This window comes from Kitasatospora sp. NPDC058218 (genome assembly GCF_042882445.1).
In the GTDB taxonomy this organism is placed as follows: Bacteria; Actinomycetota; Actinomycetes; order Streptomycetales; family Streptomycetaceae; genus Kitasatospora.
In genome coordinates, this window is sequence record NZ_JBHVWC010000012.1 from 52,293 (window position 1) to 79,180 (window position 26,888).

Consider the following 26,888-nt stretch of genomic DNA (forward strand, 5'->3'; position numbering starts at 1 on the left):
GGAATTGAAGATGGCCACGGACGAGAAGATCCTCAAGTACCTCAAGCGTGTCACGGCCGAACTGCACGACCTGCGCAAGCAGGTCCAGCGGAACGCGGACGAGCCGGTCGCGATCGTGGGCATGGCCTGCCGGCTGCCCGGCGGCGTCACCGGCCCCGACAGCCTGTGGCAGCTGGTCAGCGAGGGCCGGGACGGCGTGTCGGCGTTCCCGGACGACCGCGGCTGGGACCTGGACGCGCTGCTCGACGACGACCCGGACAAGGCCGGCACCTCCTACGTCGCGCAGGGCGGATTCCTGCGCGACGCCGGGAAGTTCGACGCCGAGTTCTTCGGGATCTCGCCGCGCGAGGCGCTCGCCATGGACCCGCAGCAGCGGCTGCTGCTGGAGACCTCGTGGGAGGCCCTGGAGCGGGCCGGCGTCGACCCGGCCTCGCTCAAGGGCGCGGACGTCGGGGTGTTCAACGGCATCATGGGCGTCGACTACTTCTTCGGCGGCAGCGTGCCGCCGGAGCTGGAGGGCTTCGCCGGTACGGGTGCGGCCGGCAGCGTGGCGTCGGGCCGGATCTCGTACGTGTTCGGGTTCGAGGGCCCGGCGGTGACGGTCGACACGGCGTGCTCGTCCTCGCTGGTGGCGATCCACCTGGCGGCGCAGGCGCTGCGCCGCGGCGAGTGCTCGATGGCGCTCGCGGGCGGTGCGACCGTGATGGCGACGCCGCACACCTTCGTGGAGTTCTCGCGCCAGCGCGGCCTGGCCTCCGACGGCCGGTGCAAGTCCTACGCGGACGCGGCCGACGGCACCGGCTGGGCCGAGGGCGCGGGCGTGGTCGTGCTGGAGCGGCTGTCCGAGGCCCGCCGCAAGGGCCACCGGGTGCTGGCCGTGCTGCGCGGCAGCGCGGTGAACCAGGACGGCGCGTCCAACGGCCTGACCGCGCCCAACGGGCTCTCCCAGCAGGTCGTGATCCGCAAGGCGTTGGCGGCGGCCGGGCTGACCCCGGCGGATGTGGACGTGGTGGAGGGGCACGGCACGGGCACGGTGCTGGGCGACCCGATCGAGGCGCAGGCGCTGCTGGCCACCTACGGCCAGGAGCGCGAGCCCGGGCGCCCGTTGTGGCTCGGGTCGTTGAAGTCCAACATCGGCCACGCCCAGGCCGCGGCCGGCGTCTCGGGTGTGATCAAGATGGTGCAGGCGCTGCGCCACGGCGTGATGCCCGCGACCCTGCACGTGGACGCGCCGTCCTCGCAGGTGGACTGGACCACGGGCGCGGTCGAGCTGCTCGACCGCAGCCGGCCCTGGCCGGAGGTGGACCGGCTGCGCCGGGCCGGGGTCTCCTCCTTCGGGGTCAGCGGCACCAATGCGCACCTGATCCTGGAGCAGGCGCCCGAGGAGGAGCCGGAGCCGCTGGCGGGCGAGGCCGCGCCGGGCGCCGGCGCCGTGCCGCTGGTGATCTCCGCGAAGAGCGCGGGGTCGTTGACCGGTCAGGCCGAGCGGCTGACCGCCTTCGTCGAGGTGTCGGAGCAGGAACTGCCGGACGTCGCCGCCGCGTTGGTGGCGCAGCGGGCTCTGCTGAACGAGCGCGCGGTGGTGCTGGCGGGCTCGCGCGAGGAGGCACTGGCCGGGCTGGGCGCGCTGGCGCGCGGGGAGTCCGATGCCGCGCTGGTGACCGGCGGCGGCTCGGGACCGGCCCGGACGGTGCTCGTCTTCCCGGGGCAGGGTTCGCAGCGGGTGGGCATGGGCCGGGAGTTGGCGGAGCGGTACCCGGTGTTCGCGGAGGCGTTCGACGCGGCGTGTGCGGCGTTGGACGCGCAGTTGGCGGGCTGGGTGGAGCACCCGGTCAAGGATGTCGTGTTCGGTACGGCGGGTTCTCTCGACCAGACGGTGTTCACCCAGGCGGGTCTGTTCGCCGTGGAGACGGCGCTGTTCCGGCTGGTGGAGTCGTGGGGCGTTCGCCCGGACGCGGTGCTGGGTCACTCGATCGGTGAGATCACGGCCGCGCATGTGGCGGGGGTCCTCTCACTCAAGGACGCGGCGGCGGTCGTGGCCGCGCGTGGCCGGTTGATGCAGGCGTTGCCCTCGGGCGGAGCGATGGTGGCGGTGGCCGCCACCGAGGCCGAGGTCGCCGAACTTATCGGTGACGAAGTGGACTTGGCGGCGGTGAACGGTCCGTCGTCGGTGGTGCTCTCCGGCGAGGAGGCGGCCGTGCTGAAGGCGGCCGAGAGTCTGAAGGCGCGGGGCCGCAAGGTCAAGCGGTTGACGGTCTCGCATGCCTTCCACTCGGCGCTCATGGAGCCGATGCTGGCCGAGTTCGCGGCTGTCCTGGCCGAGGTCTCCTGGGGCGAGGCGCGGTTCCCGATCATCTCGAACGTCACCGGCCGTCCGGCCGAGACCGGTCAACTGGCCGACCCGGCCTACTGGGTGGACCATGTCCGCCGGCCGGTCCGGTTCGCCGACGGCATCGCCGCGGCGGCCGAGCTCGGTGACGCGCTGTTCGTCGAGCTCGGCCCGGGTGCCGCGCTCAGCGGTGTGGTGGACGAGACGGTCGACGGCCGCGCGGTGGCGGTGGCCGCCCTGCGCGACGGCCGCCCGGAGGCGCACACCCTGTTGGCCTCGGTGGCCGAACTCTTCGTCCGGGGCGTCGAGGTGGACTGGGTGAAGACCCTGCCCGTCGGTGCCGGCGCCGCTCGTGTGGAGCTGCCCACCTACGCGTTCGACCACGAGCACTACTGGCTCAGGATGATGGCCACCGTGACGGATGCGGCGGCGCTGGGCCTGACCGGCGCCGGTCACCCGCTGCTGGGCGCGGTCGTCCAACTGCCGCAGTCCGACGGGCTGGTGTTCACCTCCCGGCTCTCCCTGCGGACGCACGCCTGGCTGGCCGACCACGCCGTCGGCGGCGCCGTGCTCGTGCCGGGCACCGGTCTGGTGGAGCTGGCCGTGCGGGCCGGCGACGAGGTCGGCTGCGGCACGCTGGACGAACTGGTCATCGAGGCCCCGCTGGTGGTCCCCGAGCACGGCGGCGTCCGGGTCCAGGTCGCGGTCGGCGGCCCCGACGAGAGCGGTACGCGCACCGTCGAGGTGTACTCGGCCCGCGAGGACGCCACGGACGCCTGGACCCGCCACGCCACCGGCACCCTGGCGCCGACCACGGCCGGCGACCCCGAGCCGGCGTTCGACTTCACCGCCTGGCCCCCGGCCGGCGCCCAGCCGGCCGACATCGCCGACCTCTACCCCGACCTGGTCGCCCACGGCTACGCCTACGGTCCGGCCTTCCAGGGCCTGCGCGCGCTCTGGCGGCGCGGCGAGGAGCTGTTCGCCGAGATCGCCCTGCCCGAGGACCAGCACGACGAGGCCGACCGCTTCGGCATCCACCCCGCGCTGCTCGACGCCGCCCTGCACCCGGGCCTGCGGGACACCGTGGCGGCCGACGGAGACCGGACGTGGCAGCCGCTGCGGTGGAACGGGCTCGTGCTGCACGCCACCGGCGCGGCGGCGCTGCGGGTCAGACTCGCCCGGCTCGGAGCCGGCACGCTGTCGTTCGAGGCCGCCGACGAGACCGGCGCCGCCGTGCTGGCGGCGGACTCGGTGACGCTCCGTCCGGTCGCCGTCGAGCAGTTGGCCGCCGCGGCGGGAGCGACGGGAAGCGACGCGCTGTTCCGGGTGGAGTGGACCGAGCTGCCCTCGGCCGCCGGCCCGGCCGCCGTGGAGTGGACCGCCCTGGCCGACGCGGCCGAGGTGGCCGGCTTGACCGCCCCGACCGACGGTGCGCCGGTGCCCTCCGTCGTCGTCCTGGAGGCGGCAGGCGGCGACGCCCTCGCGCTGACCGGCCGGGTCCTGGAGGTCGCGCAGGCCTGGCTGGCCGCGCCGAACCTCGAAGGCTCCCGCCTCGTGGTGCACACCCGGGGCGCCGTGGCCGCCGGTGGCGACGGCGCGGTGACGGACCCGGCGGGTGCCGCGGTCTGGGGGCTGATCCGGGTCGCCCAGGCGGAGAACCCGGACCGGATCGTGCTGGTCGACAGTGACACCGACGTCGACGCCTTCCTCCCCGCCGTGCTGGCCACCGGTGAACCGCAGGTCGCCGTGCGCGGGACGACGCTGTCCGCGCCGCGCCTGGTCCGCGCCGCCGAGGCCGTCGCGACGGAGGCGGCCTTCGACCCCGAGGGCACCGTCCTGGTCACCGGCGGCACCGGCTCGCTGGGTGCGCTGCTGGCCCGGCACCTGGTCACCGAGCACGGTGTCCGGCACCTGCTGCTGGCCAGTCGGCGCGGTCCGGAGGCCGAGGGCGCACCGGAGTTGGCCGCGGAGCTGACCGGGCTCGGTGCGGCGGTGACGGTCACCGCCTGCGACGTGACCGACCGGGCGTCGGTGGCGGCGCTGTTGGCGTCGGTGCCGACCGAGCGTCCGCTGACCGGCGTCGTGCACACCGCGGGTGTGCTGGACGACGGTGTGATCGGGGCACTGACGGCGGAGCGCTTGGCGTACGTGTTCGCTCCGAAGGTGACGGCGGTGCGGCACCTGGACGAGCTGACGCGTGAACTGGCGCCGGAGCTGCGGTCGTTCGTGCTGTTCTCGTCCGCCGCCGGGGTCTTCGGTTCGGCCGGGCAGGGCAACTACGCGGCGGCCAACGCCTACCTGGACGCGGTCGCCCACCGGCGCCGCGCCGACGGCCTGCCGGCCGCTTCGCTGGCCTGGGGCCTCTGGGAGCAGGCCGGCGGCATGGCCGCGCACCTCACCGAGGCCGACCAGAACCGGGTGAACCGCGGCGGGTTCCTGGCGATCGCCCCGGCGGAGGGGCTGGAGCTCTTCGACGCGGCCCTGCGCGCCGACCGGGCCGTGACCGTGCCCATCAAGCTGGACCTGCGGGCCGTCCGCGCCGAGGCCGCGACGGGGCGCGGGGTCCTGTCGCTGCTGCGGAGCCTGGTGCCCGTCGGCCGACGGGCCGTCCGGAGCGCCTCCGGGCTGGCCGACCGGCTCGCCGGGCTGGCGGCGGCGGAGCAGGAGACGCTGCTGCTGGAGCTGGTCCGTACGCACGTCGCGACCGTGCTCGGGCACGCCGGTGCGGCGAACGTCAAGGCGGAGAAGGCGTTCAAGGACGCCGGCTTCGACTCGCTCACCTCCGTCCAACTGCGCAACCGGCTCCGCGAGTCGACCGGGCTCAACCTGCCCACGACCGTCGTCTACGACTACCCGACACCGGTGGCGCTCGCCCGCTTCCTGCGCGAGGAGCTCGGCGACACCGCTGCTGCCGCCGCCGTCCCCACGGTGGTCGCGGCCGACCTCGACGAGCCGATCGCGATCGTCGGCATGGCCTGCCGGCTGCCCGGCGGTGTGGTCACCCCGGAGGACCTGTGGCGCCTGGTCAGCGAGGGCCGCGACGCGGTGTCCGGCTTCCCGGTGGACCGCGGCTGGGACGTGGGCGGCCTCTACGACGAGGACCAGGAGAACATCGGCACCTCCTACGTCGACCAGGGCGGCTTCCTGCACGACGCGGGGCTCTTCGACGCGGGCTTCTTCGGGATCTCGCCGCGTGAGGCGCTCGCCATGGACCCCCAGCAGCGGCTGCTGCTGGAGATGTCCTGGGAGGCGCTGGAGCGGGCCGGGGTCGACCCGGACTCGCTGAAGGGTCGGGACGTCGGCGTGTTCTCCGGCGTGATGACCCAGGGCTACGGGATCGGCGGCGTCATCCCGCCGGAGCTGAGCGGGTTCACCGCGACCGGCTCCGCGATGAGCGTGGCGTCGGGCCGGGTGTCCTACGTGTTCGGCTTCGAGGGCCCGGCGGTCACCGTGGACACGGCGTGCTCGTCGTCCCTGGTGGCGATGCACCTGGCCGCGCAGGCGCTGCGGTCGGGCGAGTGCTCGCTGGCGCTGGCCGGCGGCGCGACGATCATGGCGACGCCGCACACCTTCGTGGAGTTCTCGCGACAGAAGGCGCTGGCCCCCGACGGCCGGTGCAAGGCGTTCTCCTCGACCGCGGACGGTACGGGGTGGGGCGAGGGCGCGGGCGTGGTGGTCCTGGAGCGGCTCTCCGAGGCGCGGCGCAACGGGCACCACGTGCTCGCCGTGCTGCGCGGCAGCGCGGTGAACCAGGACGGCGCCTCCAACGGTCTGACGGCGCCGAACGGCCCCTCGCAGCAGCGGGTGATCCGCAAGGCCCTGGCCAACGCGGGCCTGTCCACCGCCGACGTGGATGCGGTGGAGGCACACGGGACGGGCACCTCGCTGGGCGACCCGATCGAGGCGCAGGCGCTGCTGGCCACCTACGGCCGCGGCCGCCCGGCCGAGCTTCCGCTCTTTCTGGGCTCGGTCAAGTCCAACGTCGGCCACACCCAGGCCGCGGCCGGTGTCGCGGGCGTGATCAAGATGGTGGAGGCGCTGCGGCACGGTGTGCTGCCGCCCACCCTGCACGTCGAGGAGCCGACGCCGCAGGTGGACTGGTCGGTCGGCGCGGTGGAACTGATCACCGAGGCGCGGGAGTGGCCGGAGACCGGCCGGCCGCGCCGGGTGGGCGTCTCCTCGTTCGGGCTGAGCGGCACGAACGCGCACCTGATCCTGGAGCAGGCGCCCGAGGAGGAGCCGGTCGCGGTCGAGGCCGCGCCCGACGGCGTGGTGCCGCTGGTGGTGTCGGCGGCGTCGACCGGTTCGCTGGCCGGTCAGGCCGAGCGGCTGGCGGCCTTCGTCGAGGCGTCCGGACCGGTGTCGCAGGCCGCCGTGGCCGGCGTCCTCGCGACCCGGCGGGCGGCGCTCGCCGAGCGTGCGGTGGTGGTGGCCGGTTCGCGGTCCGAGGCGTTGGCGGGGCTGGGCGCGCTGGCGCGGGGCGAGTCGGCTCCGGGGCTGGTGACGGGCAGTGTGTCCAGCGCTGGCCGGACGGTGCTGGTGTTCCCGGGGCAGGGTTCGCAGTGGGTCGGCATGGGTCGTGAACTGCTGGACTCCTCGCCGGTGTTCGCGGAGCGCATCGCGGAGTGCGCCCGGGCCCTGAGCCCGTGGGTGGACTGGTCGCTGGAGGCGGTGCTGCGGGGGGAGGCTCCGGCGGAGCTGCTGGACCGGGTGGACGTGTTGCAGCCGGCGAGCTTCGCGGTGATGGTCGGTCTGGCTGCCGTCTGGGCCTCGGTGGGTGTGGTGCCGGACGCGGTGGTCGGTCACTCCCAGGGTGAGATCGCGGCGGCCTGCGTGTCGGGTGCGCTCTCGCTGGAGGATGCCGCGCGGATCGTGGCGGTGCGCAGCCAGGTGATCGCCGGCAGCCTCGCGGGGCGTGGCGGGATGGCTTCGGTGGCACTCTCCGAGGCCGAGGCGCTGGCCAGGTTGGAGCGTTGGGCGGACCGGGTGGAGGTGGCGGCCGTCAACGGCCCGAGCTCCGTCGTGGTCGCCGGTGACGCCGAGGCCCTCGACGAGGCGCTGGAGGTGCTGGCGGCCGACGGGGTGCGAGTGCGTCGGGTGGCGGTGGACTACGCCTCCCACACCCGCCATGTCGAGGCGATCGAGGAGACCCTGGGCGAGGCCTTCGCGGACATCCGCAGCCAGGCCCCGCTGGTGCCGTTCCACTCCACCGTGACGAACGAGTGGGTGCGCGAGGCCGGCGTGCTGGACGGCGGGTACTGGTACCGCAACCTGCGCGGTCAGGTCCGCTTCGGTCCGGCCGTCGCCGCGCTGCTGGGCGAGGGCCACACGGTGTTCGTGGAGGCCAGCGCCCACCCGGTGCTCGTCCAGCCGATCAACGAGATCGTCGACGAGGCACAGGCCGAGGCCCTGGTCACCGGGACGCTGCGGCGCGAGGAGGGCGGGCCGCGCCGGCTGCTGACCTCGATGGCCGAACTCCACGTCCGCGGCGTGGCCGTGGACTGGACGGGCGTCCTGCCCGCCGCTGCCGCCACCGCCCGGGTCGACCTGCCGACCTACGCCTTCGAGCAGCAGCACTACTGGCTGCAGACGGCCCCGGCCACCGACGCGGCCTCGCTCGGCCAGTCCACCGCCGACCACCCGCTGATCGGCGCGGTGGTGGAGGTCCCCGAGACGGGCGGCGTGCTCTGCACCTCCCGGATCTCCCTGCACAGCCACCCCTGGCTGGCCGACCACGCCGTCGGCGGCGCCGTGCTGGTGCCCGGCACCGCTCTGGTGGAGCTGGCCGTGCGGGCCGGCGACGAGGTGGGCTGCGGCACGCTCGACGAGCTGGTGATCGAGGCGCCGCTGGTGCTGCCCGCGCAGGGCGGCGTCCGGGTCCAGGTCACCGTCGGCGGCTCCGACGAGAACGGCGCCCGCAGCGTCGGCATCTACTCCGTCCGCGAGGACGCCGCCGGCGACACCGGCGGCGACACCTGGACGCGCCACGCCACCGGCACGCTGACGGCGGCGTCCGACGCCGGCCCGGCGTTCGACTTCAGGGCCTGGCCGCCCGCCGGCGCGCAGCAGGTGGGTGTCACCGGCGGCTACGACCTGCTGGCCCAGGCGGGTTACGGGTACGGGCCGACCTTCCAGGGCGTGCGGGCGGTCTGGCGGCGCGGAGAGGAGCTCTTCGCCGAGATCGCGCTGCCCGAGGACCAGCGGGACGGTGCCGCCCGGTTCGGCATCCACCCCGCACTGCTCGACGCGGCCCTGCACCCCGTCATGCTGGACGTGGCGCTCGGGGACCCGGCGGGAGAGAACCGGACGGGCGACGAGTCCGAGGTGCACCTGCCGTTCGGCTGGAACGGGCTGCAGCTGCACGCGGCCGGCGCCTCGGCCCTGCGGGTGCGTCTGCTGCAGTCCGATGCGCGGACCCTCTCCCTGGAGGCCGCCGACGAGACCGGCGGGCCCGTCCTGTCGCTCCGCTCGCTGGTCTCGCGGGCCGTGTCCGCCGACCAGTTGGGCGCGGCGGGCGCCGACGAGGGCCCGGACGCACTGTTCCGGGTGGAGTGGACGGAGCTCCCCGGCTCCACCGCTCCGGGCCTGGAACTGCCGCCGGCGTGGGTGCCGGTGGCCTCCCCGGACCACGTGGCCATGCTGACCAACGGCTCGGGTGTGCCGCCCGTCGTCGTCCTGGAGGCGGCCGGTGGCGACGCCCTCGCGCTGACCGGCCGGGTGCTGGAGATCGTGCAGGCCTGGCTCTCCACCCGGGGACTGGACGCGGCGCAGCTGGTCGTGGTCACCCGGGGCGCCGTGGCCGCCGGTGGCGACGGCGCGGTGACGGACCCGGCGGGTGCCGCGGTCTGGGGGCTGATCCGGGTCGCCCAGGCGGAGAACCCGGACCGGATCGTGCTGCTCGACACCGACACCGCCCCCGGGACGGACGTCGAGCCGCTGCTCGCCGCCGTGCTGGCGGCCGGTGAGCCGCAGGTCGCCGTGCGCGGGACGACGCTGTTCGCGCCGCGCCTGGTCCGTGCCGCCGAGGCCGTCGTCACGGAGGGGGCCTTCGACCCGGCGGGCACGGTTCTCGTCACCGGCGGCACCGGAACCCTCGGCGGCCTGCTGACGCGGCGACTGGTCATCGAGCACGGTGTCCGGCAGCTGGTGCTGGTCAGCCGGCGCGGTCCGGAGGCCGAGGGTGCACCGGAGTTGGTGGCCGAACTGGCCGAACTCGGGGCCGCCGTCTCGGTCGTCGCGAGCGACGTGACCGACCGGGATTCGGTGGCGGCGCTGCTGGCCGCGGTGCCGGCCGAGCACCCGCTGACCGGTGTCGTGCACGCCGCGGGCGTGCTGGACGACGGTGTGTTCGGGGCGCTGACGGCGGATCGGTTGGCGTACGTGTTCGCTCCGAAGGTGACGGCGGTGCGGCACCTGGACGAGCTGACGCGTGAACTGGCGCCGGAGCTGCGGTCGTTCGTGCTGTTCTCGTCCGCCGCCGGGGTCTTCGGCTCGGCCGGTCAGGGCAACTACGCGGCGGCCAACGCCTACCTGGACGCGGTCGCCCACCGGCGCCGCGCCGACGGCCTGCCGGCGGTCTCCCTGGCCTGGGGCCTCTGGGAGCAGGCCACCGCGATGACCGCCCACCTCGACACAGCGGAGGAGGCCCGGGCGAGCCGGAGCCGCAGCCGCTCGCTGGGGTCGGACGAAGGCCTGGACCTCTTCGACGCGGCGCTGCGCACCGACGAGGCGCTGCTCGTCCCGATCAAGCTCGACCTGCGGTCCATGCGCGCCGACGCGGCGGCGGGCCGTGAGGTGCAGCCCCTGCTGCGGGGTCTGATCCGGGTGAGCCGGCAGACCGCGCGGTCCGCCGCGGCGAGCGACAGCACGGGCGGGCTGGCCGGCCGACTGGCCGGGCTGGCGGCGGCCGAGCAGGAGGCGCTGCTGCTGGAGCTGGTCCGCACGCACGCGGCGACCGTGCTCGGGCACGCCGGACCGGAGGGTGTGAAGACCGACACGGCGTTCCGCGACTCCGGTTTCGACTCGCTGACCTCGGTCGAGCTGCGCAACCGGCTGCGCGAGGCGACCGGCCTGAAGCTGCCCGCGACGGTCGTGTTCGACCACCCGACCCCGCTCGCCCTCGCCCGCCACCTGCACGACGAGTTCGGTGAGACGACGGGGACCGGGGCCTCGGCAGCGGCGACCGTGCCGGCGGCGGCGGTGGCCGATCCCGGCGAGCCGATCGCGATCGTGGGCATGGCCTGCCGGCTGCCCGGCGGCGTGGCGAGCCCGGAGGACCTCTGGCGGCTGGTCAGCGAGGGCCGGGACGCCATGTCCGGGTTCCCGTCCGATCGCGGCTGGGACCTGGACGGCCTGTTCGACGCCGACCCGGACAAGGCCGGCACCTCCTACGTGGACCAGGGCGGCTTCCTGCACGAGGCCGGGCTGTTCGACGGGGGTTTCTTCGGGATCTCGCCGCGCGAGGCGCTGGCGATGGACCCGCAGCAGCGGCTGCTGCTGGAGACCTCGTGGGAGGCGCTGGAGCGGGCCGGTATCGACCCGGCCACGCTGAAGGGCACCGACGTCGGGGTCTTCTCCGGCCTGATGGGCGCCGGCTACGGCTCGGGCAGCGATGTGCCCGCCGAGCTGGAGGGCTTCGTCACGACCGGCGCCGGCAGCAGTGTGGCGTCGGGCCGGGTGTCCTACGTGTTCGGGTTCGAGGGCCCGGCGGTGACGGTCGACACGGCGTGCTCGTCCTCGCTGGTGGCGATGCACCTGGCCGCGCAGGCGCTGCGGTCGGGCGAGTGCTCGCTGGCCCTGGCCAGCGGCGCGGCCGTCATGACCGGCCCCGGCGCCTTCGTGCAGTTCTCGCGCCAGCGGGGTCTGGCCTCGGACGGCCGGTGCAAGTCCTACGCGGAGGCCGCCGACGGCACGGGCTGGGCCGAGGGCGCGGGCGTGGTGGTGCTGGAGCGGCTGTCCGAGGCACGCCGCAACGGCCACCGGATCCTGGCGGTGGTGCGCGGGTCGGCCGTGAACCAGGACGGCGCGTCCAACGGTCTGACGGCGCCCAATGGACCCTCGCAGCAGCGGGTGATCCGCAAGGCCCTGGCGAACGCGGGCCTGACCACGGCGGATGTCGACGCGGTCGAGGGCCACGGCACGGGCACGGTGCTGGGCGACCCGATCGAGGCGCAGGCGCTGCTGGCCACCTACGGTCGCGGCCGTGACCCGGAGCGTCCGCTCTGGCTCGGCTCGCTGAAGTCCAACATCGGCCACACGCAGGCGGCTTCGGGCGTGGCCGGGGTGATCAAGATGGTGCAGGCGCTGCGGCACGGAGTGCTGCCGCCCACGCTGCACGTGGACGCGCCGTCCTCGCAGGTGGACTGGGAGGCCGGTGCGGTGGAGCTGCTGACCGAGGCGCGGGAGTGGCCGGAGACCGGTCGGCCGCGCCGGGTGGGCGTCTCCTCGTTCGGGCTGAGCGGGACGAACGCGCACCTGATCCTGGAGCAGGTGCCGGAGGAGACCGAGGCCGAGGCCGAGCGGCCTGCCGTCGAGCCGACGGGTGCCGTACCGCTGGTGCTGTCGGCGAAGAGCGCGGGGTCGCTGGCCGGTCAGGCCGAGCGACTGGCCGCCTTCGTCGAGACCGCCGGGGTCGGGACGCCGGGTGTCGCCGCCGCGCTGGTGGCGCAGCGGGCGCTGCTGAACGAGCGAGCGGTCGTGGTGGCGGACTCCTCCGAGGAGGCGCTCACGGGCCTGCGGGCCCTGGCGGGCGGGGAGTTGACCTCCGGCGTGGTGACCGGATCGGGCTCGGCCCGGACGGTGCTCGTCTTCCCGGGGCAGGGTTCGCAGCGGGTGGGCATGGGCCGGGAGTTGGCGGAGCGGTACCCGGTGTTCGCGGAGGCGTTCGACGCGGCGTGTGCGGAGCTGGACGCGCAGTTGGCGGGCTGGGTGGAGCACCCGGTCAAGGATGTCGTGTTCGGTACGGCGGGTTCTCTCGACCAGACGGTGTTCACCCAGGCGGGTCTGTTCGCGGCGGAGACGGCGCTGTTCCGGCTGGTGGAGTCCTGGGGCGTTCGCCCGGACGCGGTGCTGGGCCACTCGATCGGTGAGATCACGGCCGCGCATGTGGCGGGGGTGCTGTCGCTGGCGGATGCGGCGGCGGTCGTGGCCGCGCGTGGCCGGTTGATGCAGGCGTTGCCCTCGGGTGGTGCGATGGTGGCGGTGGCCGCCACCGAGGCCGAGGTCGCCGAACTCCTCGGTGACGAAGTGGACTTGGCGGCGGTGAACGGGCCGTCGTCGGTGGTGCTCTCCGGTGAGGAGGCGGCCGTGCTGAACGTGGCCGAGAGTCTGAAGGCGCGGGGCCGCAAGGTCAAGCGGCTGACGGTCTCCCACGCCTTCCACTCGGCGCTCATGGAGCCGATGCTGGCCGAGTTCGCGGCCGTCCTGGCCGAGGTGACCTGGCGCGAGGCGCGGTTCCCGATTGTCTCGAACGTCACCGGCCGCCTGGCCGAGACCGGTCAACTGGCCGATCCGGCCTACTGGGTGGAGCACGTCCGCCGGCCGGTCCGGTTCGCCGACGGCATCGCGGCGGCCGCCGAGCTCGGTGACGCGGTCTTCGTCGAGCTCGGCCCGGGTGCCGCGCTCAGCGGTGTGGTGGCGGAGTCCGCCGGCGAGGACGCGGTCTGCGTCGCGGCGCTGCGCGACGGCCGTCCCGAGGCGCACACCCTGCTGGCCTCGGTCGCCGAACTCTTCGTCCGGGGCGTCGAGGTGGACTGGGCGAAGACCCTGCCAGCCGGCCTTCCGGCCACCCACCTGGAGCTGCCCACCTACGCCTTCGACCACGAGCACTACTGGCTCCGGAGCGCCCCCGCCACCGATGCGGCCTCGCTCGGCCAGGGCCGGGCCGACCACCCGCTGCTGGGCGCGGTGGTCCACCTGCCGCAGAACGACGGGCTGGTCTTCACCTCGCGGCTGTCGCTGCGCACGCACGCCTGGCTGGCGGACCACGCCATCGGCGGTGTCGTCCTGGTGCCCGGCACCGGTCTGGTGGAGCTGGCCGTGCGGGCCGGTGACGAGGTCGGCTGCGGCACGCTCGACGAACTGGTCGTCGAGGCCCCGCTGGTGGTCCCCGAGCACGGCGGCGTCCGCGTCCAGGTCGCGGTCGGCGGCCCCGACGAGAGCGGCGCGCGCACCGTCGAGGTGTACTCGGCCCGTGAGGACGCCGAGGACGCCACGGAGTCGTGGACCCGCCACGCCACCGGCACCCTCGCGGTGGCGCCGACGGTGGGCGCTGCTTCGCCGTTCGACACCGCCGCGTGGCCCCCGGCCGGTGCGGAGCCGGTCGACGTCGACGGCATCCACACCGAGCTCATCGGGCACGGCCACGAGTACGGGCCGTCGTTCCGTGCCGTTCGGGCGGTCTGGCGGCGCGGCGACGAAGTGTTCGCCGAGGTCGCCCTGCCCGAGGCGCAGCGGGACGGTGCCGGCCGGTTCGGTCTGCACCCCGCGTTGCTCGACGCCGCCCTGCACCCCGCCCTGCGGGACGCGGGCGCGGCGGACCGCGAGCAGGCGTGGCAGCCGCTGGAGTGGCACGGGCTGGCCCTGCACGCCGTCGGCGCCTCGGCGCTGCGGGTGCGGATCACCGCGCAGGGGCCCGACACGCTGGCGCTGGCGGCGGTCGACGAGGCCGGCGGCCCCGTCCTGACGGCGGCCTCGGTGACGCTGCGACCGCTGGCCGCCGAGCAGTTGGCAGCCGCGGCGGGCACGGCGGGCGACGACGCGCTGTTCCGGGTGGACTGGACGGTGCTGCCCCCGGCACCGCTGCAGAGCGCCGGGACGGCGCCGCGCCGCGCCGACGTGACGACGGCGGCGGACCTCGCGGCCCTGACGGCCGCGGGGGACGTCCCTCCCGTGGTGCTCCTGGCGGCCGTCGCGGACGGCGAGGGCGAGGGCGCCGTCCTCTCCCTGGCCTCCCGGGTGCTGGCGGTGGTGCAGTCCTGGCTGGCCGACGAGTCCCTGGAGGACTCCCGGCTGGTGGTGCAGACCCGGGGCGCGGTGCCCGCCGGCGGCGACGCCGCGGTGACCGACCCGGCCGGCGCCGCCGTCTGGGGCCTGGTCCGCGCGGCCCAGGCGGAGAGCCCCGACCGGATCGTCCTGCTCGACCTGGACCCCGCCACGGCGGCCGACCCGGACGCCGTGCTCGGCTCGGTGCTTCCGCTCGGCGAACCGCAGGTCGCGGTGCGCGGGACGGCGCTGCACGTGCCGCGCCTGGCCCGGACCACCGGCGGCGACGCGACGGGCGGCGAGCCGGCGTTCCACCCGGACGGCACGGTCCTGATCACCGGCGGCACCGGGTCGCTCGGCGCCCTGGTGGCCCGCCACCTGGTCGCGCGGCACGGCGTCCGCCACCTCGTCCTGGCGGGCCGGCGCGGGCCGGACGCCGACGGCGCGGCGCAGCTCGCCGCCGACCTCGGGGCCGCGGGCGCGGCCGTGTCGGTGGTGGCGTGCGACGTCACCGACCGGGACGCGGTCGCCGCCCTGCTGGCCGCCGTCCCGGCCGAGCACCCGCTGACCGGCATCGTCCACGCCGCCCGGGTCTTCGACGCCGGAGTGATCGGCGAGGTCGACCCGGACCGGATGGCGCGGGTCTTCGCGCCGAAGGTCACCGCCGTCCGCCACCTGGACGAGCTCAGCCGTGAACTGGCCCCGGAGCTGGCCGCGTTCGTCCTGATGTCCTCGGCCGCGTCGGTCTTCCTGGGCGCGGGCACCGGCGGCTACGCGGCGGCCAACGCCTACCTGGACGCGGTGGCGCACCGGCGCCGCGCGGCGGGCCTGCCCGGCACGTCGCTGGCCTGGGGCGTGTGGGCGCAGGCGACCGGCACGGACGGCTCCGCCGACGGGCCCGGCCAGGACCGGAGCGGCCGGCGCGGGGGTGTCCGGCCCCTGACCGCCGAGGCGGGCACGGAACTGTTCGACGCGGCCCTGCGCGCCGGCGAGGCGCTGCTGGTGCCGGTCGAGCTGGACCTGCGGGCGCTGCGCGCCGACGCCGCGCTCGGCGGTGGTGTCCCGCCGCTGCTGCGCGGTCTGGTCCGCACAGGCCGACAGGCCGTCCGGGCGGCCGCCGGCGACGGTGGCGGCGGGCTGGCCCGCCGGCTGGCCGGGCTCGCGCCGGCCGAGCAGGAGGCGCTTCTGCTGGACCTCGTCCGGGGCCGGGTGGCGACCGTCCTCGGCCACGCCGGGGCGGAGCAGGTCAGGCCGGAGACGGCGTTCAAGGACGCCGGCTTCGACTCGCTGACCTCCGTCGAACTGCGCAACCGGCTCCGGGAGGCGACGGGGCTGGGCCTGCCGGCCACGGTGGTCTTCGACTACCCGACGCCGCTGGCGCTGGCGCACTACCTGTACGACCGGCTGGACCCGGCCGCCGAGGCCGCGGCCACCTCGCACCCGCTGCTGGTCGAGCTGAGCCGGCTGGAGGCGATGCTGGCCGAGACCCCGGCCGGCGACTCGGCCCGCGCCCAGGTCGCCACCCGGCTCCAGGGCCTGCTGGCCACCTGGTCGACGGCGAACGCCGCCGGGCCCGCCGAGGACCAGATCGACTACGACACCGCCTCCGACGACGACCTCTTCGACCTCATCGACACGGAGTTCGGCAGCTAGCCGCCACCGGAAACCCCGCGACCTCGCAGAACACCCGACGCCACAGCCCTCTAGGAGCCGAACTTCGATGGCGGATGAAAGCAAGCTTCGCGACTACCTCAAGCGCGTCCTCGCGGAGGCGCGCCGCTCCCAGCAACGCGTGCTGGAGCTGGAGGCCGAGAAGTCGGAGCCGATCGCGATCGTGGGCATGGCCTGCCGGCTGCCGGGCGCGGTGGCGGGCCCGGACGACCTGTGGCGGCTGGTCGCCGAGCGCGGGGACGGCGTGTCGGGCTTCCCGACCGACCGCGGCTGGGACCTGGACGGCCTGTTCGACGAGGACCCGGCGAAGAGCGGCACCTCGTACGTGAGCCGGGGCGGCTTCCTCCACGAGGCGGGGCTCTTCGACGCGGGCTTCTTCGGGATCTCGCCGCGCGAGGCGGTCGCCATGGACCCGCAGCAGCGGCTGCTGCTGGAGACCTCGTGGGAGGCGCTGGAGCGGGCCGGCGTCGACGCGGCGGGGTTGAAGGGCTCGGACGTCGGCGTCTTCGTCGGAGTGATCAACGAGGGTTACGCGACCGGCGGTCCGGTCCCCCCGGAGCTGGAGGGCTTCACCGGGACGGGGACCACCGGCAGTGTGGCGTCCGGCCGGATCTCGTACGTGTTCGGGTTCGAGGGCCCGGCGGTCACGGTGGACACGGCCTGCTCGTCCTCGCTGGTCGCGATGCACCTGGCCGCTCAGGCGCTGCGGCGCGGGGAGTGCTCGCTGGCGCTGGCCGGCGGGGCGACGGTCATGGCCGGGCCGGGCATGTTCATGGAGTTCTCCCGGCAGCGGGCGCTGGCGGCCGACGGCCGGTGCAAGTCCTACGCGGACGCGGCGGACGGCACCGGCTGGGCCGAGGGTGCGGGCATGGTGCTGCTGGAGCGGCTCTCCGACGCTCGGGCCAACGGGCACCACGTGCTGGCCGTGCTGCGCGGGTCGGCGGTGAACCAGGACGGCGCGTCCAACGGCCTGACGGCTCCGAACGGTCCCTCGCAGCAGCGGGTGATCCGCAAGGCGTTGGCGGCGGCCGGGCTCACCCCGGCGGATGTGGACGTGGTGGAGGGGCACGGCACCGGGACGGTGCTGGGCGACCCGATCGAGGCGCAGGCGCTGCTGGCCACCTACGGCCAGGAGCGCGAGCCCGGACGCCCGTTGTGGCTCGGGTCGTTGAAGTCCAACATCGGCCACACCCAGGCCGCGGCCGGTGTCGCCGGTGTGATCAAGATGGTGCAGGCGATGCGCCACGGCGTCATGCCCGCGACCCTGCACGTGGACGCGCCCTCCTCCGAGGTGGACTGGTCGGCCGGTGCGGTGCAGTTGCTGACCGAGGCGCGCGAGTGGCCGGAGACCGGCCGGCCGCGCCGGGCCGGGGTCTCCTCCTTCGGCGTCAGCGGGACGAACGCGCACGTGGTGCTGGAGGAGCCCCCCGTCGAGCCGGCGACCGAGCCGGACGCGGTCCGGGCCGCACCCGGCGGCGTGCTGCCGCTGGTCGTCTCGGCGGCCTCGGCCGGCTCGCTGGCGGGCCAGGCCGAGCGGCTGGCGGCGTTCCTCGGGAGCGCCGACGGACCGGCGGTGGACGATGTCGCCGCAGCGTTGGCCACCGGGCGGGCGGTGCTCGGCGAGCGTGCGGTGGTGGTGGCGGGTTCGACGGACGAGGCGCTGGCCGGGCTGGGTGCGCTGGCGCGGGGCGAGTCGGCTCCGGGGCTGGTGACGGGGACCTCGGGCGGGGCGGGCAAGCTCGCCCTGGTGTTCCCGGGGCAGGGTTCGCAGTGGGTCGGCATGGGCGGTGAACTGCTGGACTCCTCGCCGGTGTTCGCGGAGCGGGTGGCGGCGTGTGCGGTCGCGTTGGACCCGTGGGTGGACTGGTCGCTGGAGGCGGTGCTGCGCGGGGAGGCTCCGGCGGAGCTGCTGGACCGGGTGGACGTGCTGCAGCCGGCGAGCTTCGCGGTGATGGTCGGTCTGGCCGCCGTCTGGGCGTCCGTGGGTGTGGTGCCGGACGCGGTGGTCGGTCACTCCCAGGGTGAGATCGCGGCGGCCTGCGTGGCCGGTGCGCTCTCCCTGGAGGACGCGGCGTGGATCGTGGCGGTGCGCAGTCAGGTGATCGCCGGGCAGCTGGCCGGGCGTGGCGGGATGGCCTCGGTGGCGCTCTCCGAGGCCGAGGCGCTGGCCAGGTTGGAGCGTTGGGCGGACCGGGTGGAGGTGGCGGCCGTCAACGGCCCGAGCTCCGTCGTGGTCGCCGGTGACGCCGAAGCCCTCGACGAGGCCCTGGACGTCCTCGCGGCCGACGGCGTACGAGTACGCCGGGTCGCGGTGGACTACGCCTCCCACACCCGACACGTCGAGGCGATCGAGAACACGCTGGGCGAGGCCTTCGCGGACATCCGCAGTCAGGCCCCGCAGATCCCGTTCTACTCCACCGTCACCGGCGCGTGGGTCGACGAGGACGGCGCGCTCGACGGCGGCTACTGGTACCGCAACCTGCGCGGCCAGGTCCGCTTCGGCCCCGTCGTCGCCGAACTCCTCGGCCAGGGCTACACGGTGTTCGTCGAGTCCAGCGCCCACCCGGTGCTCGTCCAGCCGATCAACGAGATCGTCGACGAGGCGCAGGCCGAGGCCCTGGTCACCGGGACACTGCGCCGCGAGGAGGGCGGGCCGCGCCGGCTGCTGACCTCGATGGCCGAACTCTTCGTGCGCGGTGTGGCCGTGGACTGGACGGGCGTCCTGCCCACCGGCACCACCCGGGTCGAGCTGCCGACCTACGCCTTCGACCACCGGCACTACTGGCTCCAGCTCGGCCCCGCCGCCGACGCGGCCTCGCTCGGCCAGGCGGCCGCCGACCACCCGCTGATGGGCGCGGTGGTGGAGGTCCCCGAGACGGGCGGCCTGCTCGGCACCTCGCGGCTGTCGCTCCGGACGCACCCCTGGCTGGCCGACCACGTGGTCGGGGGAGCGGCCCTGCTCCCGGGCAGCGCCCTGGTGGAACTGGCGGTCCGGGCCGGCGACGAGCTCGGCTGCGGCACCCTCGACGAGCTGGTCGTCAAGGCCCCGCTGCTGCTGCCCGAACAGGGCGGGGTCCGGGTCCAGGTCACCGTCGGCGGCCCCGACGAGACCGGCGCCCGCAGCGTCGCCGTCTACTCGACCCGCGAGGACGCCGCCGGCGACACCGGCAGCGACACCTGGACCCGCCACGCCACCGGCACGCTCACCGCGACGACGAAGACCGGCAGCCCGCAGGCCGACTTCACCGTCTGGCCGCCCGCCGGGGCCCGGCCCGTCGACGTCGACGCCCTCTACACCGGTCTCGGCCGGCACGGCTACGAGCACGGCCCGGTCTTCCGGGGCGTGCGCGGACTCTGGCAGCGCGGCGAGGAGACGTTCGCCGAGGTCGCGGTGGACGAGGACGGCCGCGAGGAGGCCGGCCGGTTCGGCCTGCACCCCGCCCTGCTCGACGCCGCCCTGCACCCGGCACTGCGGGACACCGCCGTGGCCGACGGCGCCGCGAGCGGCGCCCGGGTCTGGCAGCCGCTCGCCTGGCAGGGGCTCGCGCTGCACGCCGTCGGCGCCACCGTGCTGCGCGTGCGGATCGCACCGCACGGCGGCGACGCCGTGTCGCTGGAGGCGGTCGACCAGGCCGGCGGCCTGGTCCTGACGGCGGACGCGGTGGAGCTGCGGCCGTTGACCGCCGAGCAGTTGACGACCGCGACGGCCACGGCGGGCGACGACGCGCTGTTCCGGGTCGAGTGGAGCGAACTGCTCCCGTCCACGGGGGCGGCGGCCGAGCCGCCGGCCTGGGTGACGGTGTCCGGAGCGGGCGAGATCACCGCGCTGGCCGACACCCCGGAGCTCCCCGCCCTGGTGGTCCTGGACGCCTTCGCGGACGGCGGTCACGGCGTCGACGCCGCGCTCGTCCTGACGAACCGGGTGCTGGCGGCCGTCCAGGCCTGGTTGGCCGCTCCGGGCCTGGAGGCGGTCCCGCTCGTCGTGGCCACCCGGGGCGCGGTGGGCGCCGGCGCGGACGGCGCGGTCACCGACCCGGCCGGCGGCGCGGTGTGGGGCCTGATCCGCGCCGCCCAGACCGAGAACCCCGACCGGATCGTCCTGCTCGACCTCGATCCCGACCCCGCCGCCCACGGTGACGACCCGGCCCCCGTCCTGGGCGCGGTGCTCGCCGCCGGGGAGCCCGAACTGGCCCTGCGGGGAACGACGCTGTCCGTTCCCCGGCTCGTCCGGGCGGCATCGGCCGCCGGGACCGGCGATGGCGGTGAGCGCGCCACCGCGCCCTGGGCGGGCCTCGATCCCGAGGGCACCGTCCTGATCACCGGTGGCACGGGTTCGCTGGGCGGGATCCTCGCCCGGCACCTGGTCGCCCGGCACGGCATCCGCCATCTGGTGCTGGTCAGCCGGCGCGGACCGGCGGCGGAGGGTGCGGCGGAGCTGGTCGCCGAACTGACCGAGCTCGGTGCGACGGCGGTCTCGGTGGAGTCCTGCGACGTGACCGACCGGGAGGCCGTGGCGGCCCTGCTGGCCGCCGTGCAGCGCGACGGACGCCGGCTGACCGCCGTCGTGCACACCGCGGGCATCGCCGACGCCGGCGTCATCGGCACCCTGGACCCCGAGCGGGTCGCCCAGGTCTTCGCCCCGAAGGTGACCGCGGCGCAGCACCTGGACGCGCTGACCCGCGAACTGGCCCCCGACCTGGACGCGTTCGTCGTCTTCTCCTCCGTCTCCTCCGTGTTCCTCGGCGCGGGCACCGGCAGCTACGCGGCCGCCAACGCCTTCCTCGACGCGCTGGCCCACCAGCGCCGGGCGGCCGGCCTGGCCGGGACCTCGCTTGCCTGGGGCCTGTGGAACCAGACCGCCGGCGGTATGGCCGCCGGCATGGACGACCTCACGCGGAGCCGGATGAACCGGCGCGGCGGCGTGCTGGCGATGACGGCCGAGGAGGGCATGGAACTCTTCGACGCGGCGCTGCGCACCGGCGAGGCGCTGCTGATCCCGGCCAAGCTGGACCTGCGGGCGCTGCGCGCCGGCGCCGCGGCCGGCCGCGACATCCCGACCCTGCTGCGGGGCCTGGTGCGGACCGGGCGGCAGCTGGTGCGGGCGGCCTCGGGCGACGGCGGCGGCGGGCTGGCCGGCCGGCTGGCCGGGCTGGCGGCGGCCGAGCAGGAGACGCTGCTGCTGGAGCTGGTGCGCACGCACGCGGCGACCGTGCTCGGGCACGCGGGGCCCGAGGCGATCCGGAGCGGGACGGCGTTCCGGGACTCCGGCTTCGACTCGCTGACCTCGGTCGAGCTGCGCAACCGGCTGCGCGAGGCGACCGGCCTGAAGCTGGCCGCGACGGTGGTCTTCGACCACCCGACCCCGCTCGCGTTCGCCCGCTACCTGCACGCCGAGTTCGGTCATGTGGCCGCCGAGACCGCCGCGACGGCGCCGACGGTCGCGCCCGCCGATCCGGACGAGCCGATCGCCATCGTGGGCATGGCCTGCCGGCTGCCCGGTGGCGTCGGCAGCCCGGCGGACCTGTGGCGGCTGGTCAGCGAGGGCCGGGACGCCATGTCCGGCTTCCCGGAGGACCGCGGCTGGGACGTGGACGGCCTGTTCGACTCCGACCCCGGAAAGGCCGGCACCTCCTATGTGAGCCAGGGCGGATTCCTCTACGAGGCCGGGCAGTTCGACGCCGGCTTCTTCGGGATCTCGCCGCGCGAGGCGCTCGCGATGGACCCGCAGCAGCGGCTGCTGCTGGAGACGTCCTGGGAGGCGCTGGAGCGGGCCGGCATCGACCCGCTCTCCCTGAAGGGCCGGGACGTCGGCGTCTTCTCCGGCGTGATGGGCCAGGGTTACGGTGCCGGCGGCACGGTGCCCGCCGAGCTGGAGGGCTTCACCGGTACCGGCGGCATGGGCAGCGTGGCCTCCGGCCGGGTCGCCTACGTGTTCGGCTTCGAGGGCCCGGCGGTCACCGTGGACACGGCGTGTTCCTCCTCGCTGGTCGCGATGCACCTGGCCGCGCAGGCGCTGCGGCAGGGCGAGTGCTCGATGGCGCTGGCCGGCGGCGCGACCGTGATGGCCACCCCCGGCACCTTCGTGGAGTTCTCGCGCCAGCGCGGCCTGGCGACGGACGGCCGGTGCAAGTCCTACGCGGACGCGGCGGACGGCACCGGCTGGGCCGAGGGCGCGGGCGTGGTGGTGCTGGAGCGGCTGTCCGAGGCGCGCCGCAAGGGTCACCGGGTGCTCGCGCTGGTGCGCGGATCGGCGGTGAACCAGGACGGTGCGTCCAACGGTCTGACGGCGCCGAACGGCCTGTCCCAGCAGCGGGTGATCCGCAGGGCGCTGGCGAACGCCGGGCTGTCGCCGGTCGAGGTGGACGTGGTGGAGGGACACGGCACGGGCACGGTACTGGGGGACCCGATCGAGGCGCAGGCGCTGCTGGCCACCTACGGCCAGGACCGGGAGCCGGGGCGTCCGCTCTGGCTGGGCTCGCTGAAGTCGAACATCGGCCACACCCAGATGGCGGCCGGTGTCGCCGGTGTGATCAAGATGGTGGAGGCGCTGCGCCACGGTGTGCTGCCGCCCACGCTGCACGTGGACGCGCCGTCCTCGCAGGTGGACTGGTCGGTCGGCGAGGTGGAGCTGCTGACCGAGGCGCGGGAGTGGCCGGAGACCGGTCGGCCGCGCCGGGTGGGTGTGTCCGGATTCGGTGTCAGCGGCACGAACGCGCACCTGATCCTGGAGCAGGCCCCGGCCGAGGCCGAGGTGGAGTGGCCTGCCGTCGAGCCTGCGGGCGTGGTGCCGCTGGTGCTCTCGGCGAAGAGCGTGGGGTCGTTGACCGGCCAGGCCGACCGGCTGGCCCCCTTCGTGGAGACCGCCGGGGCCGGGGCGGCGGACATCGCCGCGGCGCTGCTGTCGCAGCGGGCGCTGCTCTCCGAGCGTGCGGTGGTGCTGGCCGGGTCCGCCGACGAGGCGGTGACTGGGCTCAGCGCGCTGGCGCGGGGTGAGAGCAGCCCCGTGCTGGTGAGCGGGACGGCGTCCGACACGGCCCGGACAGTGCTGGTGTTCCCGGGGCAGGGTTCGCAGCGGGTGGGCATGGGTCGGGAGTTGGCGGAGCGGTACCCGGTGTTCGCGGAGGCGTTCGACGCGGCGTGTGCGGAGCTGGACGCGGGGTTGGCGGGCTGGGTGGAGCACCCGGTCAAGGACGTGGTGTTCGGTACGGCGGGTTCTCTCGACCAGACGGTGTTCACCCAGGCGGGTCTGTTCGCCGTGGAGACGGCGTTGTTCCGGCTGGTGGAGTCCTGGGGCGTCCGGCCGGACGCGGTGCTGGGTCATTCGATCGGTGAGATCACGGCCGCGCATGTGGCGGGGGTCCTCTCGCTCAAGGACGCGGCGGCGGTCGTGGCCGCGCGTGGCCGGTTGATGCAGGCGCTGCCGGCCGGTGGCGCGATGGTGGCGGTGGCCGCCACCGAGGCGGAGATCGCCGAACTCCTCGGTGACGGCGTCGACTTGGCGGCGGTGAACGGGCCGTCGTCGGTGGTGCTCTCCGGCGAGGAGGCGGCCGTGCTGAAGGCCGCCGAGAGCCTGAAGGCGCAGGGCCGCAAGGTCAAGCGGCTGACGGTCTCGCACGCCTTCCACTCGGCGCTCATGGAGCCGATGCTGGCCGAGTTCGCGGCCGTCCTGGCCGAGGTGACCTGGCGCGAGCCGAAGCTGACGGTGATCTCGAACCTCTCCGGCCGACCGGCCGAACCGGGTCAACTGGCCGACGCGGCCTACTGGGTGGAGCACGTCCGCCGGCCGGTCCGGTTCGCCGACGGCATCGCGGCGGCGGCCGAGTTCGGTGACGCGCTGTTCGTCGAGCTCGGCCCGGGTGCCGCGCTCAGCGGTGTGGTGGCGGAGTCCGCCGGCGAGGAAGCGGTCTGCGTCTCGGCGCTGCGCGACGGCCGCCCCGAGACGGCGACCGTGCTGGCTGCGGTTGCCGAACTCTTCGTCCGGGGCGTCGAGGTGGACTGGGCGAAGACCCTGCCAGCCGGTCTCCCGACCGCTCACCTGGAGCTGCCGACCTACGCCTTCGACCACCGGCACTACTGGTTGCAGACCGCCCCGGCCACCGACGCCGCCTTCCTGGGCCTGACCGGGACCGACCACCCGCTGCTCGGCGCCGTAATGCACCTGCCGCAGAACGACGGGCTGGTCTTCACCTCCCGGCTCTCCCTGCGCACGCACCCGTGGCTCGCCGACCACGCCGTCGGCGGCGTCGTCCTGGTGCCGGGCACCGGTCTGGTGGAGCTGGCCGTCCGGGCCGGCGACGAGGCCGGCTGCGGCACGCTCGACGAACTGGTCATCGAGGCCCCGCTGGTGGTCCCCGACCACGGCGGCGTCCGCGTCCAGGTCGCCCTCGGCGGCCCCGACGAGAGCGGCACGCGCACCGTCGAGGTGTACTCGGCCCGCGAGGACGCCGAGGACGCCTGGACCCGCCATGCCACCGGCACCCTGGCGCCGGCGAAGGCCGGCGCCGCCGCACCGGAGGCCGACCTCACCGTCTGGCCGCCGCCCGGCGCCCAACCGGTCGAGGTCGATGTCGACGGCTTCTACGCCGACCTGATCCGGCTCGGCTACACCTACGGCCCGGCGTTCCAGGGCCTGCGGGCGGTCTGGCGGCGCGGCGAGGAGGTCTTCGCCGAGATCGCGCTGCCCGACGGGCACCGCGAGGAGGCGGACCGCTTCGGCATTCACCCCGCACTGCTCGACGCCGCCCTGCACGCCAACGGGTTCGTCCAGCCGGCCGGCGCCCCCTCGGGGGCGGACGAGCCCCGGACGGTCCTGCCGTTCGCGTGGAACGGGCTGGTCCTGCACGCCGTCGGCGCCTCGGCGCTGCGGGTGCGGGTGGCACCGTCCGGCCCCGACGCGGTGTCGCTCCAGGCCGCCGACGAGACCGGCGGGCCGGTCCTGACACTGGACTCGTTGGTGTTCCGGGCCGTCTCCGCCGAGCAGTTGGAGGCTGCGGCCGGTGCGCCGGGCGGCGACTCGCTGTTCCGGGTGGAGTGGACGGCGTTGCCCCCGGCGGCGCAGGCCCTCGCACCGGCGCCGAGCCGGGTGTCCGTCGCCACCGAGGCCGAGGTGGCCGCCCTGGCCGAGCGGGGCGGGGTGCCCGACGCGGTCGTGCTGACGGCCACCGGCGGCGACGCGCTGGAGCTCGGCTCCCGGGTGCTCGACGTCCTGCAGGCCTGGCTGGTCGTGCCCGGCCCGGCGGACGCCCGGCTGGTCGTGGCCACCCGGGGCGCGGTGCCCGCCGGCGGCGACGCCGCACTGACCGACCCGGCCGGCAGCGCCGTCTGGGGTCTGGTCCGGGCCGCCCAGGCGGAGAACCCCGACCGGATCGTCCTGCTCGACCTGGACCCCGCCACGGCGGGCGAACCGGACACCGGCGTGCTCGGCCCGGTCCTCGCGCTCGGCGAGCCGCAGGTCGCGGTGCGCGGGACGGTGCTGTCCGCACCGCGTCTGGTCCGGGCCGCCGGTGGCGAAGCACGGGGCAGCGAGCCGGCGTTCCGCCAGGACGGCACGGTCCTGGTCACCGGTGGTACGGGGTCGCTGGGAGCCCTGCTGGCCCGGCACCTGGTCACCCGGCACGGCGTGCGGCACCTGGTCCTGACCAGCCGGCGCGGCCCGGCGGCCGCCGGGGCCGAGGAGTTGGTGGCCGAGCTGCGCGAGCTGGGCGCCGAATCGGTGTCCGTGCCGGCCTGCGACGTCGCCGACCGCGACGCGCTGGCCGCGCTGCTCGCCGCGGTGGTCCGCGAACGCCCGCTGACGGCCGTCGTGCACACCGCGGGCGTCCTGGACGACGGTGTGATCGGGGCGCTGAACGCGGAACGGCTGGCGAGCGTCTTCGCGCCCAAGGTGACAGCCGTCGGCCACCTGGACGAGCTGACCCGCGAACTCGCCCCCGATCTGGACGCGTTCGTCGTCTTCTCCTCCGCCTCCGGCCTGTTCGGCTCGGCCGGGCAGGGCAACTACGCGGCCGCCAACGCCTACCTGGACGGGCTGATGGCCCGGCGCCGGGCGGGCGGCCTGCCGGCGCTGTCGCTGGCCTGGGGCCCGTGGGAGCAGAGCGCCACCGGGATGACCACCGGAGCCGAGGCGGCCGGCCGCACCCGGACGAACCGCCGCGGCGGCATCCTCGCGCTCGGGCCGGAGGAGGGCACCGCCCTGTTCGACGCCGCGCTGGACGCGGACGAGGCGCTGCTGGTGCCGATCAAGCTGGACCTCCGGGCGATCCGGGCCGACGCCGCGACGGGCGCGGGAGTGCCGCCCCTGCTGCGCGGTCAGGTCCGCGCCGGCCGCCAGGTGGCCCGGGCCGCGTCGGGTGACGGCGGTGACGGTCTGGTCCGCCGGCTGGCCGGGCTCGCCCGGGCCGAACAGGAGGCCGTGCTCGTGGACCTCCTGCGGACCCAGGTCGCGCTGGTCCTGGGGCATGCCGGGCCCGACGGGGTGGTGGCCGGGACGTCGTTCAAGGACGCCGGCTTCGACTCGCTCACCTCGGTCGAGCTGCGCAACCGGTTGCGCGAGGCGACCAGCCTCAACCTGTCCGCCACCGTGGTCTTCGACTACCCGACCCCGCTCGCCCTGGCCCGCCACGTGCACGGCGAACTGCTCCCGGACGGTGCGGCGAGCGGGCCGGAAGTGGACGAGGACCGTCTGCGGCACGCCCTGGTCTCCCTCCCGATGGCCCGGTTCCGAGAGGCGGGCCTGATGGAGGCCCTGGTCAGGCTGGCCGCGCTCGACACCGGCGCGGCGGCGGCCGGCGAGCCGGACGAGGACGACCGGCCGGGCACTCTCGCCGACCTGGACGTCGACGACCTCGTTCAACTGGCGCTCGGCGGCGACGACGACGAGGGCCTCGAAAGCTGATGCGGTACAACG

The 26,888-nt window shown here is 75.6% G+C and carries 2 protein-coding genes; both read left to right on the forward strand.

The genetic code is table 11. The annotated features are described in order from the left end of the window. Positions 1-10 precede the first annotated feature (10 nt). Positions 11-15,964, forward strand: coding sequence for an SDR family NAD(P)-dependent oxidoreductase (locus tag ACFVYI_RS09780; RefSeq protein WP_387882820.1), 15,954 nt, complete (start codon positions 11-13; stop codon positions 15,962-15,964). 67 nt (positions 15,965-16,031) lie between these two features. Continuing rightward, positions 16,032-26,876 carry a type I polyketide synthase gene (locus ACFVYI_RS09785; RefSeq protein WP_387882822.1) on the forward strand — a complete coding sequence of 3,615 codons (10,845 nt, stop codon included), beginning with the start codon at positions 16,032-16,034 and terminating at the stop codon, positions 26,874-26,876. Positions 26,877-26,888 lie beyond the last annotated feature (12 nt).

What these genes read in the sequence shown, in the direction of transcription:
- ACFVYI_RS09785 (WP_387882822.1), top strand. Translation starts at nt 16,032, where the DNA reads ATGGCGGATGAAAGCAAGCTTCGCGACTACCTCAAGCGCGTCCTCGCG.
- ACFVYI_RS09780 (WP_387882820.1), top strand. Translation starts at nt 11, where the DNA reads ATGGCCACGGACGAGAAGATCCTCAAGTACCTCAAGCGTGTCACGGCC.